General features: G+C 45.3%; 18 protein-coding genes and 1 riboswitch. Of the genes, 2 read left to right on the plus strand and 16 right to left on the minus strand.

Annotated features, from left to right (window positions below; translation table 11 throughout):
- Position 1 precedes the first annotated feature (1 nt).
- Positions 2–982, minus strand: a complete 981-nt coding sequence (gene moaA / locus K5Q73_RS06100; protein ID WP_220762289.1) for a GTP 3',8-cyclase MoaA — start codon at positions 980–982, stop codon at positions 2–4.
- Positions 970–1,106: riboswitch (molybdenum cofactor riboswitch) on the minus strand. Its footprint overlaps the gene before it by 13 nt.
- Positions 1,107–1,362: 256 nt before the next feature.
- Between moaA and K5Q73_RS06105 the strand changes: the two genes are divergently transcribed.
- Positions 1,363–3,012: an electron transfer flavoprotein-ubiquinone oxidoreductase gene (locus K5Q73_RS06105; protein ID WP_220762287.1), complete on the plus strand. Its 1,650-nt coding sequence runs from the start codon at positions 1,363–1,365 to the stop codon at positions 3,010–3,012.
- Positions 3,013–3,119: 107 nt separating this feature from the next.
- On the opposite strand, the gene K5Q73_RS06110 is transcribed toward K5Q73_RS06105, so the two are convergent.
- From K5Q73_RS06110 to K5Q73_RS06130, 5 genes are all read right to left on the minus strand, one after another.
- Positions 3,120–3,470 carry a DUF4870 domain-containing protein gene (locus K5Q73_RS06110; protein ID WP_220762285.1) on the minus strand — a complete coding sequence of 117 codons (351 nt, stop codon included), beginning with the start codon at positions 3,468–3,470 and terminating at the stop codon, positions 3,120–3,122.
- 43 nt (positions 3,471–3,513) lie between these two features.
- Positions 3,514–4,209, minus strand: a complete 696-nt coding sequence (locus K5Q73_RS06115; protein WP_220762283.1) for an MOSC domain-containing protein — start codon at positions 4,207–4,209, stop codon at positions 3,514–3,516.
- A 23-nt stretch (positions 4,210–4,232) separates the two neighbouring features.
- On the minus strand, positions 4,233–4,757 hold the full coding sequence (locus tag K5Q73_RS06120) for a GNAT family N-acetyltransferase (protein WP_220762281.1): 525 nt from the start codon (positions 4,755–4,757) through the stop codon (positions 4,233–4,235).
- A gap of 16 nt (positions 4,758–4,773) precedes the next feature.
- Positions 4,774–6,231 carry a sensor domain-containing diguanylate cyclase gene (locus tag K5Q73_RS06125; protein WP_220762279.1) on the minus strand — a complete coding sequence of 486 codons (1,458 nt, stop codon included), beginning with the start codon at positions 6,229–6,231 and terminating at the stop codon, positions 4,774–4,776.
- Positions 6,232–6,519: 288 nt separating this feature from the next.
- Positions 6,520–7,362 carry a PfkB family carbohydrate kinase gene (locus K5Q73_RS06130; protein WP_220762277.1) on the minus strand — a complete coding sequence of 281 codons (843 nt, stop codon included), beginning with the start codon at positions 7,360–7,362 and terminating at the stop codon, positions 6,520–6,522.
- Positions 7,363–7,687: 325 nt separating this feature from the next.
- Here K5Q73_RS06130 and K5Q73_RS06135 point away from each other — a divergent pair, with 325 nt between their 5' ends.
- Positions 7,688–7,873, plus strand: a complete 186-nt coding sequence (locus K5Q73_RS06135) for a hypothetical protein (protein WP_220762275.1) — start codon at positions 7,688–7,690, stop codon at positions 7,871–7,873.
- 34 nt (positions 7,874–7,907) lie between these two features.
- On the opposite strand, the gene K5Q73_RS06140 is transcribed toward K5Q73_RS06135, so the two are convergent.
- The 10 genes from K5Q73_RS06140 to K5Q73_RS06185 form a co-directional block, all read right to left on the minus strand.
- Positions 7,908–9,236 (minus strand): coproporphyrinogen III oxidase family protein, encoded by a 1,329-nt coding sequence (locus tag K5Q73_RS06140; RefSeq protein WP_220762273.1) that lies wholly within the window; start codon positions 9,234–9,236, stop codon positions 7,908–7,910.
- Between the two features lie 268 nt (positions 9,237–9,504).
- Positions 9,505–10,488, minus strand: a complete 984-nt coding sequence (locus tag K5Q73_RS06145) for a formate dehydrogenase subunit gamma (RefSeq protein ID WP_220762271.1) — start codon at positions 10,486–10,488, stop codon at positions 9,505–9,507.
- A gap of 80 nt (positions 10,489–10,568) precedes the next feature.
- The gene (gene fdh3B, locus K5Q73_RS06150) at positions 10,569–11,138 is read right to left on the minus strand and encodes a formate dehydrogenase FDH3 subunit beta (protein ID WP_220762269.1); all 570 of its coding nucleotides are present in this window, start codon (positions 11,136–11,138) and stop codon (positions 10,569–10,571) included.
- 29 nt (positions 11,139–11,167) lie between these two features.
- Positions 11,168–14,041, minus strand: a complete 2,874-nt coding sequence (locus K5Q73_RS06155) for a formate dehydrogenase subunit alpha (protein WP_220762267.1) — start codon at positions 14,039–14,041, stop codon at positions 11,168–11,170.
- 18 nt (positions 14,042–14,059) lie between these two features.
- Complete coding sequence (locus K5Q73_RS06160; protein ID WP_028766715.1) at positions 14,060–14,257, minus strand: twin-arginine translocation signal domain-containing protein; 198 nt, start codon at positions 14,255–14,257, stop codon at positions 14,060–14,062.
- 1,101 nt (positions 14,258–15,358) lie between these two features.
- Entirely contained in the window at positions 15,359–16,339 is a 981-nt protein-coding gene (locus tag K5Q73_RS06165; protein WP_220762265.1) for a formate dehydrogenase subunit gamma, read from the minus strand.
- 75 nt (positions 16,340–16,414) lie between these two features.
- Positions 16,415–16,984, minus strand: a complete 570-nt coding sequence (gene fdh3B, locus K5Q73_RS06170) for a formate dehydrogenase FDH3 subunit beta (RefSeq protein ID WP_012157320.1) — start codon at positions 16,982–16,984, stop codon at positions 16,415–16,417.
- Between the two features lie 29 nt (positions 16,985–17,013).
- Positions 17,014–19,869, minus strand: a complete 2,856-nt coding sequence (locus K5Q73_RS06175; RefSeq protein ID WP_220762263.1) for a formate dehydrogenase subunit alpha — start codon at positions 19,867–19,869, stop codon at positions 17,014–17,016.
- Positions 19,870–19,887: 18 nt separating this feature from the next.
- Positions 19,888–20,085, minus strand: a complete 198-nt coding sequence (locus tag K5Q73_RS06180; protein ID WP_220762260.1) for a twin-arginine translocation signal domain-containing protein — start codon at positions 20,083–20,085, stop codon at positions 19,888–19,890.
- A 741-nt stretch (positions 20,086–20,826) separates the two neighbouring features.
- The gene (locus K5Q73_RS06185) at positions 20,827–21,834 is read right to left on the minus strand and encodes a formate dehydrogenase subunit gamma (protein WP_220762258.1); all 1,008 of its coding nucleotides are present in this window, start codon (positions 21,832–21,834) and stop codon (positions 20,827–20,829) included.
- Positions 21,835–21,853: the final 19 nt, after the last annotated feature.

Genomic DNA, 21,853 nt, shown 5'->3' on the forward strand with positions numbered 1-21,853 from the left:
ATTAGCCGCCAATCGAAGCCAAGTGCTGAGTCACACCTGTAATGCCATCATGTAAGAAGTGAGTTTCTTTTTTCTGAGCAAGTTGGCCGTGTAAACGCTCGATTAACTCTGCTTGCTGATCAGGAGTTTGCAGCAAATCACGCAAGTCGACACCGTTCTCGGTAAATAGACACAGGTGTAGCTTACCTTTAGCCGAAACTCGCAGGCGGTTACAGCTAGCACAGAAGTTTTTAGCATAAGGCATGATTAGACCAATCCGGCCTTGATAGTCTTGATGACTGAAATTTTGCGCAGGGCCGTCGTCAGCCGCTGGCGTATCAAACTGCCAACCCGCCTCTTCTAGCTGCAACTTGATGTCGTTACCCGCTAAATGGTGAGCTTTGAAGTAGTCGTGGCCTAAACCGGTTTCCATTAATTCGATAAAGCGCAGATCTATCGGCGTGCTCTTAATCCAATGTAAAAAACGCGGTAGGTCTTTGTCGTTAAGGCCTTTTAGCAGCACAGCATTGATTTTTACTCGCTCAAAACCCGCTTCTAATGCCGCATCGACTCCACGCATCACTTCATCAAACTTATTCTCACCTGTGATCTGGTAGAACATTTTTGGGTCGAGACTATCGACCGAAATATTGATGCGTCTTAGCCCTGCGTCATACCACTCTTGGGCATGCTTAGCTAAACGGTAACCGTTAGTGGTAGTCGCAATGGTGTTAATCTTATCGTTGTCTTTGACGATACGAATAATGTCAGTGAAGTCTTTACGTAAAGATGGCTCACCACCAGTAATACGGATTTTTTGCGTGCCGACTTGTGAAAATGCCGAAACCAAATGCTCGATTTCATTGAGATCGAGAAACTTGGGCTTACCGTCTGGGCGGTAGCCATCGGGGAGGCAATAAGTACATTTAAAGTTACATACGTCAGTGACTGACATACGCAGATAATGAAACCGTCGACCAAAACTGTCTTGTAGTTGGGACATGATCACCTTTCCAAGTAAGGGGAGGTGAGATCATTTCTTTTCCCACCCCGGTGGCGTTATTGCCACGGCTAAAAACCCGTATCTGTCTCGACGTAGGGTAAGAAGCTCGGAGAACCGTCAACCTTGATTATAGGCGTATTTTTGTGACAAACCATACCCCCAACCCCACATTTACTGTCAAACGCCAACACATATAAAGTTTTTGTGACAGTTATCACAGCAAGAAATGCTTAAAATATCTGCAGCATAAGTTTGTAAACGCTGTGCCCTTGAGCAATTTTCAGGTAAGGTAAACTAAAATATTAAAACACCCGTTTATAGTGTGGTTGATTCAATCTGCACTATTGTCATCGGGGGAAAGAAGAAGGAAAGGTGATCTGATGGAACGCGAATCGATGGAATTCGATGTAGTAATCGTGGGTGCAGGCCCCTCAGGGTTGGCGGCGGCATGTCGTTTAATGCAAATATCTCAAGACAGTGGTCAAGAGCTCAGCGTCTGTGTGGTCGAAAAAGGCTCTGAAGTCGGTGCACATATATTGTCGGGTGCCGTGTTCGAACCCAAAGTGCTCGATGAGTTATTTGATGACTGGCGCGATAAAAATGCCCCTCTGCTCACAGCCGTGACCCATGATGAAATCCATATGCTTAGCTCGGCAACCGATGCTCGCGCCATGCCTAATGCTCTTGTGCCTAAAACCATGCATAACGAAGGCAACTACATCATCAGTGTGGGCAACCTCTGTCGCTGGCTAGCCGAACGTGCCGAAGAACTTGGTGTCGAAGTCTTTCCAGGCTTTCCTGCAAGCGAATTACTGTTTAACGAAGACGGTAGCGTGAAAGGCATCCAAATAGGCGACATGGGCGTTGGCGAAGATGGGCAGCCTAAAGACGGCTACGAGCCTGGTATGGAGCTACACGCTAAGTACACTGTATTTGGTGAAGGTTGCCGCGGTCACTTAGGTAAACAGCTTATTGAAAAGTACCATCTCGACAATGGCAAAACCGCGCAACATTATGGTCTTGGCTTTAAAGAAATTTGGACAGTGCCGAGTGAGCAACATGAACTCGGCAAGGTGGTTCACACTGGTGGTTGGCCGTTAACTGAAGGCGCCTCAGGTGGTGGCTTTATGTATCACCTAGAGAATAATCAAATCGCCGTCGGCTTAATTATCGATCTCAACTATAAGAACCCACATCTAAGCCCGTTTGATGAGTTTCAGCGCTATAAGACTCATCCTGTTATTGCTAAGACGCTAACCGGTGGCGAACGCATTGCCTACGGCGCAAGAGCCATTACTAAAGGCGGCCTCAACTCTCTGCCTAAGCTGACCTTCCCTGGCGGTATGATTATTGGCTGTGATGCTGGCACCCTTAATTTCGCCAAAATTAAAGGTACCCATACCGCGATGAAGAGCGGCATGTTAGCTGCAGAGACATTGGCACAAGCCCTGATGGCCGGCGTTGAAGCGGGTAAAGATCTCGATTGCTTACAAGACAGGTTCGATGGAAGCTGGCTCAAAGAGGAGCTATATTGCTCGCGTAACTTTGGCCCTGCGATGCACAAATTCGGTACTTACTTAGGCGGTGCCTTTAACTTCATCGACCAAAATTGGTTTGGCGGTAAGCTGCCTGTAACCCTACGCGATGAAAAGCCTGACTACGCGCAAATGGCTGAGTCCAGCGCTTACAGCAAGATTGATTACCCTAAGCCTGATGGCAAATTAAGCTTTGATAAGCTCTCTTCGGTGTATTTATCTAATACCTTCCATGAAGAAGATCAGCTATGCCACTTACGCTTAAAAGATGTTCGTATTCCGATTGACGTTAATTTGGTTAAGTTCGATGAACCAGCGCAACGTTACTGCCCTGCTGGCGTGTATGAGATTGTTGAAGAAGCCGGTGAGAAGAAATTCATCATTAATGGCCAAAACTGCATTCACTGTAAGACCTGCGACATTAAAGATCCGAGTCAGAATATCACCTGGGTAACTCCCGAGGGTGGCGGTGGACCAAACTACCCTAACATGTAGCCCTGAATATGTAGTTTGGTTGCAGCGCTAAATGAAGCGCTAAATAAAATGCCTATCGGAAATTTCCAATAGGCATTTTTGTATAAGGCTTCTGATTTAGGTAAAGGTTAGTAAGCCCTTTCCTTAATGAAGTTGATCGTCAGAGGATATTTATAGCTCACGCCTTCGCTTGCCTTAATCGCTGCGATAATGGTCACTATGATATCGAAGATGGCTAAAATCCCAATGAGCAGAAAACCTACTCCCACCAGCATTAAGATCCCGCTGATAATAAAATAGATAATCACACTTATCTTGAAGTTAAGGCAGTTGCGGCCACAGCTTTCTACAAATGGAAATTCATCGCGTTTCATTAACCAAACGATAAGCGGCCCCAAAATACTGCCAAGCGGCACTAGGTAACCAGAAAAGCTAGCTAAGTGCACCAAAACTCCCATGTTCTTTTCATCTTGGGTCATACATTCCACTCCTTGAAATTATTGATTTTCGTGTATTAATTGATTATTTGTTGGGACCATAAAGGCGCATCTGCCAATCTTCTATAGCCTTATTCTCTATTCGGCGCTGCAGACTATTTACCCATGCCACTGCCAGCCCTTCGCAATCCATTAAACGCTGGTATTGCTCGAGATTAAATTCAGCTAAAAAATAAATATGCATCGCCTCGGCGACACTGATCTCGGTCAATCGCTCAAGCAGTACGATTTTATCGGTCTCATAGATAATGCCTGGCTTAAGCACCCGGTAAAACCAGCCGCAACGTCCGCTTTGCTGCATTGCTAGTGCAAACTCTTTATGACCAAACTGCAAATTGAGCTTAAAACAGGGAGAGCGTGGTTGAGTCACTTGCAGTTCGACTTCACCAATCTTGATGATATCGCCGATATGTACTTGGCTCTCATCTAGTCCTACGGTACTAATATTCTCACCCATGGCAGGCGCATCTTTAAAGCAATCCATTAAATCCCAGCGTCGGTACTGGCCATAATGCTCCCGGGGAAAATGATGTAAGACGCGATCGAGTCCACCGTGGTGTTTGGGATCGGCTTGCGCATCTCCGGCAACGGCTTGGATACCAACTTGTAACTCAGTGGCACGGCCCTTGTGATTGATCCCTGAAGTTACACTACCGAGTTCAGTTATCGCTTCGCCATGATATATACCTGAAATCTGCTCGACTAATATTTGAGGTGCCATCAATATCCACTCTGTTGAAAAACTTAAACTATCCTAACACCATCACCTATAGATGCGGCAACTTGATCCAGCTCCATATAGAAATGACGCCAAATCTCAGTATCAAGTTGGCTAGGGGCTGGTATAAATCCGACTCTCTGCAAGGTGTGAATCGAGGCAAGATTTTCAGCCATCACCCGTCCGACCAATCGCTTTAAACCATAAACCTGTGACGCTAAAACAATGGCTGCATTAGCCGCTTCGGTTGCATACCCATTGCGCCAATACTCACGGCTAATTCTAAACCCCAAGTCCACATCACTCGTCCCTCGCGCTCTGCTCAAGCCACAAAAGCCGATGTACTCTTGAGTATCTTTGATATAAACCGCCCAGCGGCCAAAACCATTGAGACGATATTGGTCATATTGACGAATAAAGTCGGCGGCATCTTGTACGTTTTCAAAAGGAGAATCCCCTGTGTATTTCAGCACTTGAGGATCACGATTCAGGCAATAAAAACCCAGCGCATCGGCGGTAGAAAACTGCCGTAGCTCAAGCCTTGAGGTCACCGCTACTATCAAACCACTAATAAGACATAACCACTCGATTACGCCCCTGCTCTTTTGCTTGGTAGAGCGCAACATCGGCGCGATTAATCAGCTCTTCAGCCTTTTCAGATGCTCGGTACTCAGCTACGCCACAACTTATTGTGACATTGATTTGGCAGCCATTGATTGTCAGTAGCCGAGCCTCAACCAGCTCCCTGAGCTTTTCGGCAATATCACTCGCTTGGCTTAGGTTACAACTGGGTAGTAATATCAAAAACTCTTCCCCGCCCCAACGACACAGTAAATCATCGCTCCTTAACTGGCCTCTAAGAAGGTGGCTTAAGGTTTGGATCACCAAGTCTCCAATATTATGGCCATGGGAATCGTTAACTTTCTTAAAATGGTCAATGTCTAACAACAATACCGACATTGGCGAACTCTCTAATACCGAATTAGCTAAAGACTTGGCGAAGCCCTCTTCGAAAGCTTGCCGATTAGCCGCGCCTGTAAGTTTGTCGGTCGAAGCCATCAATTCTAGTTTGCGCTGATATTTACCTAAGGTCATATTGGCGATAAGTAAGATCCCAAGCGTAATAAGTAGGCTTAAGCCTATATTGGCCCAAAAGGTCGTTAATAGTTTTTGCTCGCCCCTAGCCTCTTGCTGCTCGACTATCAAATGCCACTTGAACTCCGAGACTAACCGGCTATTTAAATAGACCGTCTCTCCCGCTTTCTGATACGAAAACGAGGTACTAGGACTTGTGAGGATCCGAGTGGCAAGAGACTCCAATCCTGGGCTGGTTTGTAAGTTCGCTGCACCTGTATATTGCTCGCTGTGCAAGGTGACGTTCCCTTGCCTATCGGTAAAATAGACACTGCGGTTATATCGAGTCTGATAAAGCTCAATCAGGCGTTTAACGCTTTCTACCGCTAGGCCAACTCCAGTCACACCTATAAAATTACCATCAAAGTCAAATACCTTATAGTTTACATAAATAACTGTGCGATTTTGGTCGGCCGTATCTGGATCGATATTCACCTCATAGTGTTCATGCTTAGGTAAAGAGCGCACTCGAAAATACCAAGCATCATCGGGGTTAATATCTTCTATCTGCTTTAATACACCGCTAGAGTGGTAATACTTGCGTGAAGCTTCTGAAACAAAAAAACTTGTGACCGTGGCGTACTTGTCTTGGATTTCTTTAAGGTAACGGATCAGTTTATCTGGTGTCTGTTCATGGTTAATGGTCCAGTCTCGGACAAAAGTATCCTGTGCCATTAACGAGGAAATAAAAATAGGTCTAAGCAGATCCTGCTGAATCTCAGAGTAAATATTATCACTGGTAAGCGGCAGGTTATTTTCTTTAATCTGTTCACTTAATGAGTCACGGGCAACTTGATAACTAATCCCACTAGTCACCACAAAAGCTGCTAGCAGTAATAGAGAAAGAAGCCATATAAAGCGCTTTTTATCATTCCAAACTCTATTACCCATATTTCATCCTCACTCTACATCAGTGAACTGCTGCAAGCTTAAACCCAGCAATTGTTATTTTTTTGTAAATGGTAACTGAAAAGCACAAGGCTCGCATCGACTTTTACTCTATTGCTGAATTTTAGAAATAAAAAAGCCTCACTGAAGAAGCGAGGCAATATACAGCTTAGGAGTGGAAGTTTGCATTCAGAGTGTATCTGCGGCACATCCTAGGCGCAGAAGATGACACTTGTATGTCACTGAGATGACATACATATGATTTAGCTATAAATTAGCTAAAACAAGCAACTACTCCGGCGATAAGTGCTGTTTCAAGCCCTTACCTGGAATAGAGCTGTTACACGCCACGGCAAATCCTGACCAAACGGCCGCTTCCTGCATCGACTCGAACATCGTTTGCTGGCTGACTAAGCCATGGATAAGCCCTGCGGCATAAGCGTCTCCGGCGCCTGTCGTATCAACAACTTGGCTAGGTACAGCGGCAACGTGTATTGGGTCGTTTTCACTATAAGCTGTGGCGCCATGTTCACCATCAGTCACCACAAAATACTTCAGATTTTTACCCGCTACCGCTTGAGCAAACTTCCAAGGATCACCATTGCAACGCCCCTGCATATCACTCAGCGATGCAATAAGCACGTGACATGGCCTAGCTCGCTGATCTTTTGCTAACTGAGCCAACACCAAGCAATGTGACATGGCCGTTTTAGACCAACTTGCCGCCCCTTCTGTTGAGGAGTTGATATATAGGGCGTCGACATTTTTCCAGTTGGGTGGCAAAGGCAACTCGAACTTAGGTCGTTCAGGCCTGATAATGGTTCGCTCACCGTCAGGTGTCATCATCAACAACATCTCACAGGTATTGCCTGCTCGACGTTGGATCTGGCTACAGTTGATCCCTTGTGTACTCGCCTCGGCGATTAACCAATCACCAACCTTATCACGGCCAACCTCTGTCACCAGAGAAACCTGATGCCTAGCCCATACAAGACCTATGCCGGTATTGGCACCGCCGCCACCAAGACGCTGGCCACCATCTTTGTAATGAAATCGACCGCCGGGCTTCAGTGGGTGGTTGAGCAAAAAAATACGATCACAATTGAGATTTGCTACCAGTAATATATTCGCCATAACTTTTCGATAAGGAAGATAATTAGACTGATAGTAAGAGATTTATCCGCGGGTTCCAAGCCGTTAGCTAAACATGTTTCACTAAGAGAAATTTGTCGCATTTATTCCTATCTATGTAAGCGATCTCTCAAGCTCATGTAAGCCCAAACAAGCACAGTTTTTTTTCACCCGGCACGTTTTATGACTAACTATCTGAAAGTTAAATAAACAAATATATGGCTCGGCAAAACTAATCATGACCAGAATTAGGCCTTCAAAAATGTAATAGCCTAATAAATAGTGGCGAAAGTAATATATGCTCAAACATCTAAGTAGGAATGATTGAATGGACTCAATTATTGGTGTAGACGAGCAAATGGAGTTTGGGGCAACGCCAGAGGCCCAACTTACTCGATATCAAGCGTGTTTAGTGGAATTCGAACAGCTGCAATATACCGATGAGTACGTATTGCAGGTAAAAGAAGATATCAAAAAACTACAGACATTAATTGCAAAAAAGGGTGAACGCTAAAGCGCTCACCCTTTTTAACTTTTAAGCTGCAAGATTACATATCGCAGGCTTTAAGTGGCTTACGTAGCTGAGCGCGGACGTTGTCCATGCCAGAGTAGAACTCTTTCATCATCAACAATCCCATCATCTTACCGTTATCGGTAATAATCAGGTTATCTGGATCGGTTGGGTCGTTCTTAATTGCGCCAATCGCCTTCATTGAGGTCATCTCTTTAAACAGCGCAGTATCTAGATTAACACCAAAGGTTTCACGGAAATACTTACGTGACAGACGACCCGAGAACATACCCAGTAAGAAACGGTACTGCATCACTTCTTTACGGCCATAATTCTTTTGCTGGTCCACACCCATCTGACCATTAGCAATACGCTCTTGGTACTTACGTAGCGAGAAGGTATTGACGTAAAGCGTGTCATTTAGGAAGCTGAATGAGCCTGAACCTACGCCTAAGTACTCATCAAAGTCGATCACGTATTCATCAAAGCCTTCATCGTTTGCTTTACCAAACGCCCATGCCGATAACTGGTTATATTGACCGTTAAGGCTGTTTAGGATTTGACGGTACTGGCGCGCCATATCGCCATGAGGCGCGGCTAGCTTGCCCTTCACACTCTTACGTGTTTGGTGAGTGATCATCAATGGGTAAGTGGTGATTTGGCGAGGATCAAGCTTAGAAGCCATATCTAAGTCGTGTTGAATCACTTCATCGGTTTGACCGCGGAAGCCAAAAATAAGATCGACGTTGATGATCGGGAATAGCTCTTTAGCCGCCATGATCTTATCAAATGTCTGTTGCCCAGAGCCGAACTTTTCAATTCGATCTGTCATGGCAAGAATATCGTCGTTGAAGCTTTGTACGCCAATAGACATACGATCCACTAGGCCCTCAAGCTGCTTAAAGCCGTCACTATCTAAGTGCTGTGGATCTGACTCGCAAGAGACTTCTTTAATGCTCGGGAATAGCTTCTTAGCATGCTCGATGGTACGCGCAAGCTCATCTTCTAGTACTGTTGTGGTGCCGCCACCGATATACATAGACTCAAAGTCATAACCTAAGGCCTTGACCATATCCATTTCTTTACGCAACGAGATGAAATAAGCACGTGCCTTATCTTCTTTAAACAGAAAACGATGGAAGGTACAAAATGAGCACAAGGTATGGCAGAAGGGAACATGTGCGTACAACATGTACTTTTTGCCTTCAATTGGATTTGGCATCATCTCTGCCGAAACCGTATCGAGTCGTAAATTACGGTCCACATAAAACTGCATGACTTTTTCCATACCGCTAATCATCCAATCGGGCGTGGTGATATTGGCGTTATAAGGTTGAACTGAATCAGGCAGAATAATTGACGACATATAAATTCCTATAAAAGAATGCTAATGACAAAAGAATCGGAAACATTGGAATGCACTAGCGATGAGCAAAATTAGCACTTTAAATGAGCTGAAAACGTGATTAGGTTACGATTTAGCGTTTCCTATCAATGAAATGTAAGTTTTTTTGTTAAGTAAGTCATACTTTAGCGATTGCGCATAAAACATACACACTAGCATTTCTAGCCCATATAAAAAAACACCCCAGCTACGAATAGCTGAGGTGTTTAAGCATTAAGTGTAAAGAAGGTTACTCTTTGTACTTAAGCGTACCGTTTTCTTTGATCTCATCGAACCAAAGATTATGGTGTTGGCTTGCCCATGTTTCGTCACAGTAGCCAGAAACCATACACTCCATACCACCTTCAGACATAACCGTTGCCATAAAGATATGCACGATTGAGAAAGCAGTAATGATGATAGCACTCACTGAGTGAAGCACTAGTGCGATTAGGCTTAATGTGCGGCTAGGCTCGAACCAGTTCGGGAATAGCAACAACATACCAGATGCAGAAATTAATAGGCCGAAGGCAGCGAATGCCCAGAACCATAACTTCTCACCAGCGTTAGCAAAACCAGCGTCAGGGTGCTTGCCTTTGAATGGACCGAAGTTGATGTAACCACCAACAACCATCATCCACTTAAGGTCATACATCTTAGGCATCTGGTTTTTAGCCCATAACGTTACCATTAGCGCCCAACCTAGCATGAATGGGATCGCCATGATGTCGTGGACTTGCTTAGCACCGTTCACTAGGCCAGCCCATAGGCCTTCACCAATGTATGGCTGAACGAAGTAACGACCAGCAATTAGCATTAAGCCTGTTAGGATCAATAGCAGACAAGGAATAGCACCTAGCCAGTGAATTGATACATCAAACTTAGACCAACGGTAAACCAGCTTGCCTGAGTAACCACCGTGAAGCTTAGAAATGCCATTCACTTTGATAAACAGAACAAAAATAATGATCATGCCGAAAAGGGCAGCCATTAATGCTGGAGCAAGAATATCACTACGCAATTCAAGTACACGTAGGTCATACGTGTTGATTGCTTGCGTGTGGAATTCACTTGTTGAAGTTGTACGACCTTCTTCGCCCGCTTTAAGCTGAGCCCAGATTTGGCCGTTGTTCACTTCAATGGTGTCACCCACTTTGTCAGTAGCATTAGCGAAAACAGACACACTGAAAAACAGTGCGATTGCCACGCCTATGTGTTTTAACCATTTGTTCATAATACGTCCTCTTTTACCACTGGGCGGCTCACGCAAATGAGCCACTCAGGGTACGCTGGAAATTAGTCAACCTAAGTTGATTAACCCCAAGCTGCGTTTTTAGAACCACGGTATGCAACACGCTCACGGAAGATTGAAGAAACAATATCTGCATCACCCGCTAGTAGCGCTTTAGTCGCACACAACTCAGCACACATAGGTAGCTTGCCTTCAGCGATACGGTTTGCACCGTACTTCTGATGCTCTGCCTCAGAGAAGTTCTCTTCTGGGCCACCCGCACAGAAAGTACACTTGTCCATCTTACCGCGAGCACCGAAAGCACCCGATTTAGGGAACTGTGGCGCGCCAAATGGGCAAGCGTATAGGCAGTAACCACAACCGATACACGTATCTTTGTCGTGAAGTACGATGCCGTCTTCTGTCTTGTAGAAACAGTTTGCAGGACAAACAGCCATACAAGGTGCATCGTCACAGTGCATACATGCTACAGAGATAGATGCTTCGCCTTTAACACCGTCGTTAATTGTTACTACGCGACGACGTTGAATTCCCCACTCTAGAGCAGAGTCGTTTTCGTTCTTACATGCTGTGACACAACCGTTACACTCGATGCAGCGCTTGGTATCACATAAAAATTTCATTGTAGCCATTCTGGCAATTCTCCTAGCTAATACAGCTATTAAGCTTTAGCAATCTGACAAAGTGTGGCTTTAGTTTCTTGCATCTGAGTCACAGGGTCATAACCGTAAGTCATTACCGTGTTACAAGATTCACCCACTACGTAAGGCTTAGTGCTAACTCCACCAGATTCTGGATATTGCAGATCTTCACCGTGCATTACACCCGCGAAGTGATAAGGCATCCAAGTTACACCTGCACCAACACGTGGAGTTACCATCGCCTTGATCTTGATGCGTCCGCCTTCAGCACCTTCAACCCATACTGTGTCGCCGTCACGAATGCCGCGATCAGCCGCATCAGCTGGGTTAATTTCGATGAACATTTCTTGTTGAAGTTCAGCAAGCCATGGGCAAGAACGAGACTCTTCACCACCACCTTCGTACTCAACCAAACGGCCAGAAGTAGAAATTAGTGGGTACTTCTTATCTAGATCATCGCTAATAACCTTGTCTTGTAACGTCTTGTACAAGGTTGGTAGACGGTGAACTTGCATGTCGTTATGAGTTGGGTATTTCTCAATTAGATCACGACGTGCTGTGTAGATAGGCTCACGGTGTACAGGCACTTCGTCTGGGAAAGTCCAAACGCGACAACGTGCTTTAGCATTACCGTATGGCACCATGTTGTGTGCTAGTGCAACACGTACGATACCGCCGCCTAAGTCAGTAGCCCAAGTGCGGTTTTCAGCTAGTGCTTTCTCTTCAGCAGTTAGCTCATCCCACCAGCCAAGTTGCTTCAGCATCTTGTCATCAAATTGTGGGTAACCGTCTTGAATGTCAGCATCAACAGAAGCTGAATCTTCAGCTAGGATGCTCACGCCTTCGTGTTCAACACCGAAACGAGCACGGAAGTTACCACCACCTTGGTTCACGTTCATACCTGTGCGGTATAGAATCTGCGTACCAGGGTGCTTCTGCTCTGGAGTACCCCAACATGGCCAAGGTAGACCGTAAGTCTCGCCCTTGTTCACGCCGCCAGCAGCTTCTAGAGTTTCAGAAGAGAAATCGCCCCAGTTCATGGTGTGAGCACGGATACGCTCTGGGCTCCAACCTGTGTAACCCACTGAACGCATACCTTTAGCGTATTCGCGCATGATGTCATCAGAATCAGGCATGTTGCCGTTAACCTTGATGTGCTTAGTCCATGCATCTGCAATGCCTACATGCTTCGCTAAGCGGTACATGATTTCTAGGTCATTCTTAGAGTCGAATAACGGCTCAACAACCTGTTGACGCCACTGTGCACTACGACCAGAGTTGTTTACTGAACCTTCACACTCATACTGAGTAGCTGCAGGTAGGATGTAAACGCCATCTTTACGACGGTGCATAACACCCGCCATTGTTGGGTACGGATCCACAACAACAACTGTTTCTAGCTTGTCCAATGCGTCACGCACTTCCATCTGACGAGTTTCAGTGTTCACTGACTGACCCCAGAAGAATGCTAGACGTAGGTTATCTTTTTGAGCAAGTTTGTCTTTAGCTTCTAACACACCATCTTGCCAGCGAGAACATGGCATACCAGGAGTAGTCATTGGGCTACGACCTAAGTAAGGCTTTTGATCGAAACGTGCTTTAACTGAGTCGAATGGTAGATCCCATACGCGAGACCAGTGATGCCATGCACCTTCACCAACGCCGTAGTAGCCTGGTAAGTTGTCGAATAGCAGACCCATGTCCGTTGCGCCCTGAACGTTGTCGTGGCCACGGAAAATGTTAGTACCACCACCAGACACACCCATGTTACCTAGCACTAGCTGCAGGATAGAGTACATACGCGTGTTAGCGTTACCAACGTGATGCTGAGTACCACCCATACACCAAATTACAGTACCTGGACGGTTAGTCGCCATTTGTTTAGCAGCAGCATAAACAGCTTCGCGAGATACGCCAGTTACGTTTTCAACTTCTTCAGGAGTCCAACGCGCAGCTTCTTCACGGATCTTGTCCATGCCGTAAGCACGTGTGCGGATAAACTCTTTATCTTCCCAACCATTTTCAAAAATGTGCCACATTAGACCGTAAACCAAAGGAATATCGGTACCTGGACGTAATGGAAGGTGGATATCAGAATGCGCCATAGTGCGAGAGAAACGTGGATCCGCAACAGTCATTGTTGCGCCGCGCTCTTTGGCGATTAAAATGTGCTGCATCGCTACTGGATGCGCCTCTGCTGGGTTTGCCCCAATCAGGAAGATGTTTTTTGCGTTACGAATATCGTTGAAAGAGTTGGTTTGTGCACCGTAACCCCAAGTGTTCGCAACACCAGCAACTGTCGTTGAGTGACAAATACGCGCTGAATGGTCAACGTTGTTTGTGCCCCACATTGCCGCTAACTTACGGTACATGTATGCACCTTCGTTAGAGAACTTCGCACTACCCATGAAGTAAACTGAGTCAGGACCTGATGTTTGATTGATCTCAAGCATCTTATCGCCGATTTCAGAAATAGCTTGTTCCCATGAAAGCTTCTTCCACTTACCGCCTTCAAGCTTCATTGGGTACTTAACACGCTTATTTGAATGCGTGTGGTAACGCAAGCTAGCGCCTTTAGCACAGTGGCCGCCAGAGTTGAATGGGTGGTCAAATGCAGGCTCTTGACCTGTCCAAACACCATTTTGAACTTCTGCGTATAAACCACAACCTACCGCACAAGCACTACATACAGTACGCTTGATTTCAGTTGGTGCGTCATGAGCAACAGTTTGCACTTTAGCTTCTGCTTTACGCATCATGCCTGTGCCTAATAAAGAAGCTGCTGCGATACCACCAGATGTGATACCTGCTTGCTTCATAAACTGACGACGGCTAATACCTAGAGTCTTTTTCTCTACGGTAGGTGCCGCGTTAGATTGGCGAGTTAACTTCATCGCTGTACTTCTCCTAAACTAGCCGCGTAAGCTATTGTAATAACTGCGAATGTGCGCAGTTTCATGATAGCCATCTACATTTTTGGTGCTGACTTTCGTTTCACTTGCTTGAGCAACACTGACGCCAGTTGCGGCGATAGCAACACTTGCAGTGCCGCCGATAGTTAGTGCTTTCAGCAAAGATCTGCGGTTCAGATCAGGCTGTTGCTTTTTCATTTTCACTCCTAGTAGGAAGGAATAGTTTTGTTTATAAACACTTAAGATAGATCCAATAACGCTACAACTTGCAACGCAGGTTAACCGCCTGTTAATCAGCGAGTTAACATTGTGAAAAGTGTATATTTACTAGAGTTATCCCCAATATAGCCGCCGTAATATAAAGAATTTCACACCCCGAAAAATTGATCTAAATCCGATTAAAGTTCCGATTTTGGCGCAATTCAAATAAAAGTGTTAACTAGCGCATGTTTTACAAACCAAACTGACGCACGACCACAAATAATCACCACTAAAAGCTAAAACCAAACATAAAAAAGGAACCAACAGTCAGCAGCTTATACAAGTTTAGATCAATAACACCAACCTTTAACACCTGTACTTGCCAAGCTGCCATTATTGACCAATAAAAATCAATATAGGCACTTTATGGTGTAAGTTTGTTGTTTTTCGGTGACAAATAAAGAGATGTTTTTGTAGAGGAAGTTTGAGCTACGCATACTCTTAACAGCATTTAACGTTAGCGAACAAAGGACGCTTGCCAAGCAGCTGAAATCAAGTATTGAGGGCTGTTATCGATGGGGATTTAACTGAGCGATTACATATATTGAGTGGCAGCTAGGTAAACACGGCTTTCAACAGTTATCCGCCGTGATTGCTGGCGCAAAACACTTAACGAATTTTCACTTACACTAATGCTAGCAAAAATACAGATGACTCAAGCTTGGATGATTGTTAAGTGGCGTAGATTGTACGTGGATAGATTATAAACGGCATAAATAAATTGCAGCATAGTGCCACCATAACAGTGCATAACAGCACAAGAGAGACTTTGTGAGTCATATAATCGAAATCAGCCACTCTCGCCGTCATAGAGGCTCTGAACTCCCTAGAACTTGAATGCTTTGCCGGCGAATAGTTATATCAATCAGCATAAGAATTTGCTCTGCTCAGAACGATTTTTGGCAAACGAATTCAAGGCGAATAGCCGCATAATGGTTATTCCCTTACAAAGCTAATCAACGCTCTAGAATGGCGAGTTTTAGCCAAAAAAAATGCCCCGACTCAGTCAGGGCATTTAACGACAATATTCAGCGAATACTAGTCTTTGTACTTAAGCGTACCGTTTTCTTTGATCTCATCGAACCAAAGATTATGGTGCTGGCTTGCCCATGTTTCATCACAGTAACCAGAAACCATACACTCCATGCCGCCTTCAGACATAACCGTTGCCATAAAGATATGCACGATTGAGAAAGCAGTAATGATGATGGCGCTGACTGAGTGAAGCACTAGCGCGATTAGGCTTAGTGTGCGGCTAGGCTCGAACAAGTTCGGGAATAGTAGCAACATACCAGATACTGAAATTAATAGGCCGAAGGCAGCGAATGCCCAGAACCATAATTTCTCACCGGCGTTAGCAAAACCAGCGTCAGGGTGCTTACCTTTGAATGGACCGAAATTGATGTAACCACCAACTACCATCATCCACTTAAGGTCATACATCTTAGGCATCTGGTTTTTAGCCCATAGCGTTACCATTAACGCCCAACCCAACATGAATGGGATCGCCATGATGTCGTGGACTTGCTTAGCACCGTTCACTAGACCAGCCCACAGGCCTTCACCTATGTATGGCTGGAAGAAGAAGCGGCCTGCAAGTAGCGTTAAGCCTGTTAGGATCAATAGCAGACAAGGGATTGCACCTAGCCAGTGAATTGATACATCAAACTTAGACCAACGGTAAACCAGCTTGCCTGAGTAACCACCGTGCAGCTTTGAAATGCCGTTCACTTTGATAAACAGCACAAAAATAATGATCATCCCGAAAAGGGCTGCCATTAATGCTGGCGCAAGAATATCACTACGTAATTCCAGCACACGCAAGTCATAGGTGTTAATTGCTTGGCCGTGGAACTCACTCTTAGAAGTGGTATAGCCGTCTTCGCCCGCTTTTAGCTGAGCCCAGATTTGGCCATTCACTTCATTAGTGTCACCGACTTTAGGGGCGTCGTGGGCAAATACAGACACACTAAATAATAGTGCAATTGCCACGCCTATGTGTTTGAACCATTTGTTCATGTCATCTCCTGATTGCTGCAAGCTAGCTCAGTGAGACAGCTTGCAGCGATTATGGACTAACGTAATATTTAAGGCTTAGCCCCAAACATTCTTGTTAGAACCACGGTATGCAACACGCTCACGGAAGATGGCAGAAACAACTTCTGCGTCACCCGCAAGTAGTGACTTAGTTGCACACAACTCAGCACACATAGGTAGCTTGCCTTCAGCAATACGGTTGGCACCGTACTTCTGACGCTCTGCTTCAGAGAAGTTCTCTTCTGGGCCACCGGCACAGAAAGTACACTTGTCCATCTTACCGCGAGCACCGAAAGCACCTGATTTAGGGAACTGTGGCGCGCCAAATGGGCAAGCGTATAGACAGTAACCACAACCGATACAAGTATCTTTGTCGTGCAGTACAATGCCGTCTTCAGTCTTGTAGAAACAGTTTGCAGGGCAAACGGCCATACAAGGTGCATCGCTACAGTGCATACATGCTACTGAGATAGATGCTTCGCCTTTAACACCGTCATTGATAGTCACAACACGACGACGTTGAATACCCCACTCTAGAGCAGAGTCGTTTTCGTTCTTACATGCAGTGACACAACCGTTACACTCGATGCAGCGCTTGGTATCACATAAAAATTTCATTGTAGCCATTCTGGCAATTCTCCTAGCTAATTCTGCACTTAGGCTTTAGTGATCTGACAAAGCGATGCTTTGGTTTCCTGCATCTGAGTCACAGGGTCATAACCATAAGTCAATGCAGTGTTAGCTGATTCACCAATCACGTAAGGAACCGTACCTTCTGGGTAGTTAGGCGCTAAGCTTTCGCCGTGCATCTCACCCGCGAAGTGGTAAGGCATCCAAGTTACACCAGGCTTAACGCGTGGAGTGACCATAGCCTTAATCTTAATACGACCACCTTCAGCACCTTCTAGCCATACTGTGTCACCGTCGCGAATGCTGCGATCTGCCGCATCAGCAGGGTTGATCTCAACAAACATCTCTTGTTGAAGTTCAGCCAACCATGGGTTTGAACGCGATTCTTCACCACCACCTTCGTACTCAACTAGACGACCAGAAGTAAGACCTAGTGGGTACTTAGCAGCCGAGTCTTTATCTTGAATAGTCTTGTACAGTGTTGGTAGACGGTGTACTTGCATGTCAGCGTATGTTGGGTACTTAGACACTAGATCACGACGTGGCGTGTATAGCGGCTCACGGTGAACAGGTACTTCGTCAGGGAAAGTCCAAACAATACAACGCGCTTTAGCGTTACCGAATGGAATACAACCGTGCTTCATTGCTACGCGTTGGATACCACCAGAGATATCGGTCTTCCAGTTCTTACCTTCTGCAAGCGCTTTTTCAGCCGCTGTTAGGTCGTCCCACCAGCCAAGTTGCTTAAGCATGTCAGCTGTGAACTCTGGGTAACCGTCTTGGATTTCAGCGCCTTTAGAGAAGCTGCCTTCAGCAAGTAGGTTCTTACCTTTATACTCAACACCGTAACGAGCACGGAAGTTACCGCCACCCTCAAGCACGTGTTTGTTTGTGTTATAAAGGATCTGCGTACCTGGGTGCTTCTGCTCTGGTGTACCCCAACATGGCCAAGGTAGACCGTAGGTTTCACCTTTAGCAGGGCCGCCAGCAGCTTCAAGAGTCTTGTTGCTGAATGTACCCCAATTTTGAGTATGTAGCTTCAAACGCTCAGGGCTTTGACCTGACATACCAATGGTCCACATACCGCGGTTGATTTCGCGAGTAATGTCTTCAATCACTAGCACGTCATTGGCGTCTTTAGCGATACGCTTAGTGTACTCATCAGCAAAACCAAGCTTTTGAGATAGACGGTACATGATCTCAAGGTCAGTCTTTGATTCGAATAAAGGCTCGATAACCTGCTCACGCCACTGCTGGCTACGGCCAGAGTTAGACACTGAACCTTGAGTTTCGAACTGAGTCGCTGCAGGTAGCAAGTAAACACCATTCTTACGACGGTGCATAACACCCGCCATTGTTGGGAATGGATCCACAACAACCACAGTGTCCATTTGATCGAGTGCATCACGAACATCATTCTGACGGGTTTCAGTGTTAACTGATTGACCCCAGAAGAATGCCATGCGAACGCGGTCTTTCTGCGCTAGCTTCTCAGGTGTTTCTAGTACACCGTCATGCCAACGTGAACAAGGAATACCCGGTGTGTTCATTGGAATACGGCCTAGGTATGAGTTTTGGTCGAAACGCGCCTTAACCCAATCGTAGTCCAAGTCCCAAACGTTACACCAGTGCTGCCAAGAGCCAGTCTTAAGACCGTAGTAACCCGGTAGCGTGTCGAACAGTAGACCTAAGTCAGTTGCACCCTGTACGTTGTCGTGACCACGGAAGATGTTAGTACCGCCACCAGACACGCCCATGTTACCTAGCGCTAGCTGAAGGATACAGTAAGCACGAGTGTTAGCATTACCTACGTGATGCTGAGTACCACCCATACACCAAACAACAGTACCAGGACGGTTGTCGGCCATCATCTTAGCCGCTTGGTAAACTTCTTCTTCGCTGCAACCAGTGATGTTCTCAACTTCTTTAGGTGGGAACTTCTTCACTTCTTCACGGATAGTATCCATTTCAAAGACACGTTGTTCGATAAATGTCTTATCTTCCCAACCGTTTTCGAAGATGTGCCAAAGCATACCGTAGATGAATGGAATATCTGTACCTGGACGTAGGCCACAGTGAAGATCTGCGTGAGCAGCTGTACGAGAGAAACGTGGGTCAACCACGATAATCTTAGCGTTGTTCTTCTCTTTCGCGATCAAGATATGCTGCATAGCAACAGGATGCGCTTCAGCAGGGTTTGACCCGATGAAGAAGATTGCGTTTGCATTCTGAATATCGTTGAAAGAGTTAGTTTGCGCACCGTAACCCCAAGTGTTTGCAACACCGGCTACAGTGGTAGAGTGACAAATACGTGCAGAGTGGTCGACGTTGTTCGTGCCCCACATTGCCGCAAATTTACGGTACATGTAGCAGCCTTCGTTCGAAAACTTAGCGCTACCCATAAAGTAAACAGAGTCAGGACCCGATTCTTTACGAATGGTCTGCATTTGGTCGCCAACTTCGTTGTAAGCTTGCTCCCAAGATAGTTTCTTCCACTTGCCATCAACAAGCTTCATTGGGTACTTAAGACGCTTTTCACCGTGACCATGTTCACGTAGTGCAGCACCTTTAGCACAGTGACCGCCCGCGTTGAATGGGTGATCGAAAGCTGGCTCTTGACCTGTCCACACGCCATTTTGTACTTCAGCGTAAAGACCACAACCTACCGCACACGCACTACATACAGTACGTTTGATTTCAGTGGGTGCATCATATGGAACATCTTTGGCTTCTGCGCGACGCATCATGCCTGTGCCCAACAAAGAAGCAGCTGCGATACCACCAGATGTAATACCTGCATGCTTCATAAATTGACGACGGCTAAGACCTAGAGTTTTTTTCTCTGTGGTTGGTGCCGCATTGGATTTGCGAGTTAACTTCATCGCTTAAATTCTCCTAAACTAGCCGCGTAAGCTATTGTAATAACTGCGGATATGTGCAGTTTCATGATAGCCATTGTCATTCTTTGAACTGACTTTAGTTTCACTTGCTTGGGCAACACTTACGCCTGTAGCGGCGATAGCGACACTCGCGGTGCCACCAATGGTTAGTGCTTTCAGCAAAGATCTGCGGTTCAGATCAGGCTGTTGCTTGTTCATTTTTACTCCTGGTAGAAAGGAATACTCTGGTTATAAAAACTTAAGATAAGTCTAATAATACTCATATTTACAATGGCAACCAGGCAGTTGTTAAACCTATGATCAGCAATGTAAAATTTGTTTACTTATTAGAGGTATCCAACAAATTCACAGGGCTAATATAAAGAAATTTAGCTTAGGAAAAATTGATCTGAGTTAGGTTAAATTTCGAGTTTTAGGGGGTAATCGGGCAAAGTGTTAACTGGCGCATGTTTAAACCCGAAAAAACTGTGTAGTAAATCAAAATAGCACAGCTGATTAGACGCTTGTTTCTCACTTTAAATTTAACAAATACAAAACATTCAAGGATTTACTTATATAAATGCTAATTATTAACATTTAGTTCCGCGCTCGGCATGCTTTTATACAAAATCCTATTTAAACTCACCATGGCAGCGCTCCTAAGCAGATCTCAGCAACACTGATTTATCACCAAAAAACAACAATTTGAAAAGTGACCAATACGAGCTACGAGATCCTAATGCAGATTGGCCTAATATAAGCTACTGATAACCCTATTTTTATATAAATTGGATAATGTCGGCTCTACGCAATTGACTGGCTTAGTGCGGGTAATCTAATTAACCAATTACTTGGTTATTGAGCTGGCTCTGAATAGAGCTGAAGGACGATTAGACTTAGGGGGAAACAAAAATGCCCCGACAAAGTCGAGGCATTTTTAGATGAAAATGAAAACTAGTGCTAGTCTTTATAAACTATGCTGTTGCCGTCTTTCATTTCATCGTACCAAACATTGTGATGCTGGATTGCCCAGTTCTCATCACAATAACCCGATACCATACACTCCATACCACCTTCACTTAATACCGTTGCCATCCAAATATGGACGATAGTAAATGCAATAATGATAATCGCGCTTATAGAATGGATTAACAGTGCTGCCATAGAGGCTTCACGTGGCAAATCTAGACCCGGTAATACAAGCATTAACCCAGATGCGGCAATAAATAAACCGAAAATAGTTAAGCTCCAGAACCACATCTTTTCACCGGCGTTAGCAAATCCACTATCAGGATGCTGACCCTTAAATGGTCCAAAGTTGATGTAACCACCAACCACTAAGAACCATTTTAAGTCATACATCTTAAACGTTTGCATTGGCATCCACTTAACAACACACAAGATCCAAGACACAATAAATATCGGTCCGACCCAGTCATGTATTGTCTTGCTACCATAGATCAGCCCGGCCCATAGACCTTCGCCGATATAAGGTTGCAATATGTGTTTGCCCAGCATGATATTGAGGCCTGTGAATATCAGCGCCAAACAAGATGTCGCCATTACCCAGTGGATCCACAAATCAGCTTTCGACCAGCGTAGTACCATTTTCCCAGAAAAGCCTTTACTCAATTTAGAGGGACCATTCACCAAATAGAAAAATAGAAAAGCAGCAAATACACCAACAACGGTAATTCCCATTACAGGAGTTAGATACTCGTTGCGGACGTTCTTGCCTTCATTACCTACTACATTGATTAGCACACCAGTCTCGATGCCTTTTGCCACGGTGTAGCCTGAGTCACCAGCCTTAACCGCACGCCAAAGATCAGCGTCATTGGTTGCAGCTTGCTGTTGGCTCGTTTGATCATCCGCAGCCATTGCCGAAGCGCTAAGTCCCAATCCCATTGAAAACATCAATGGGATAACTAGCAATGCAAACAGGCTGCGCAGTGATTTCATAAACATACTCACTCCTTTATCGGGC

It is taken from the genome of Shewanella sp. MBTL60-112-B2 (assembly GCF_019655055.1).
Lineage (GTDB): Bacteria > Pseudomonadota > Gammaproteobacteria > Enterobacterales > Shewanellaceae > Shewanella.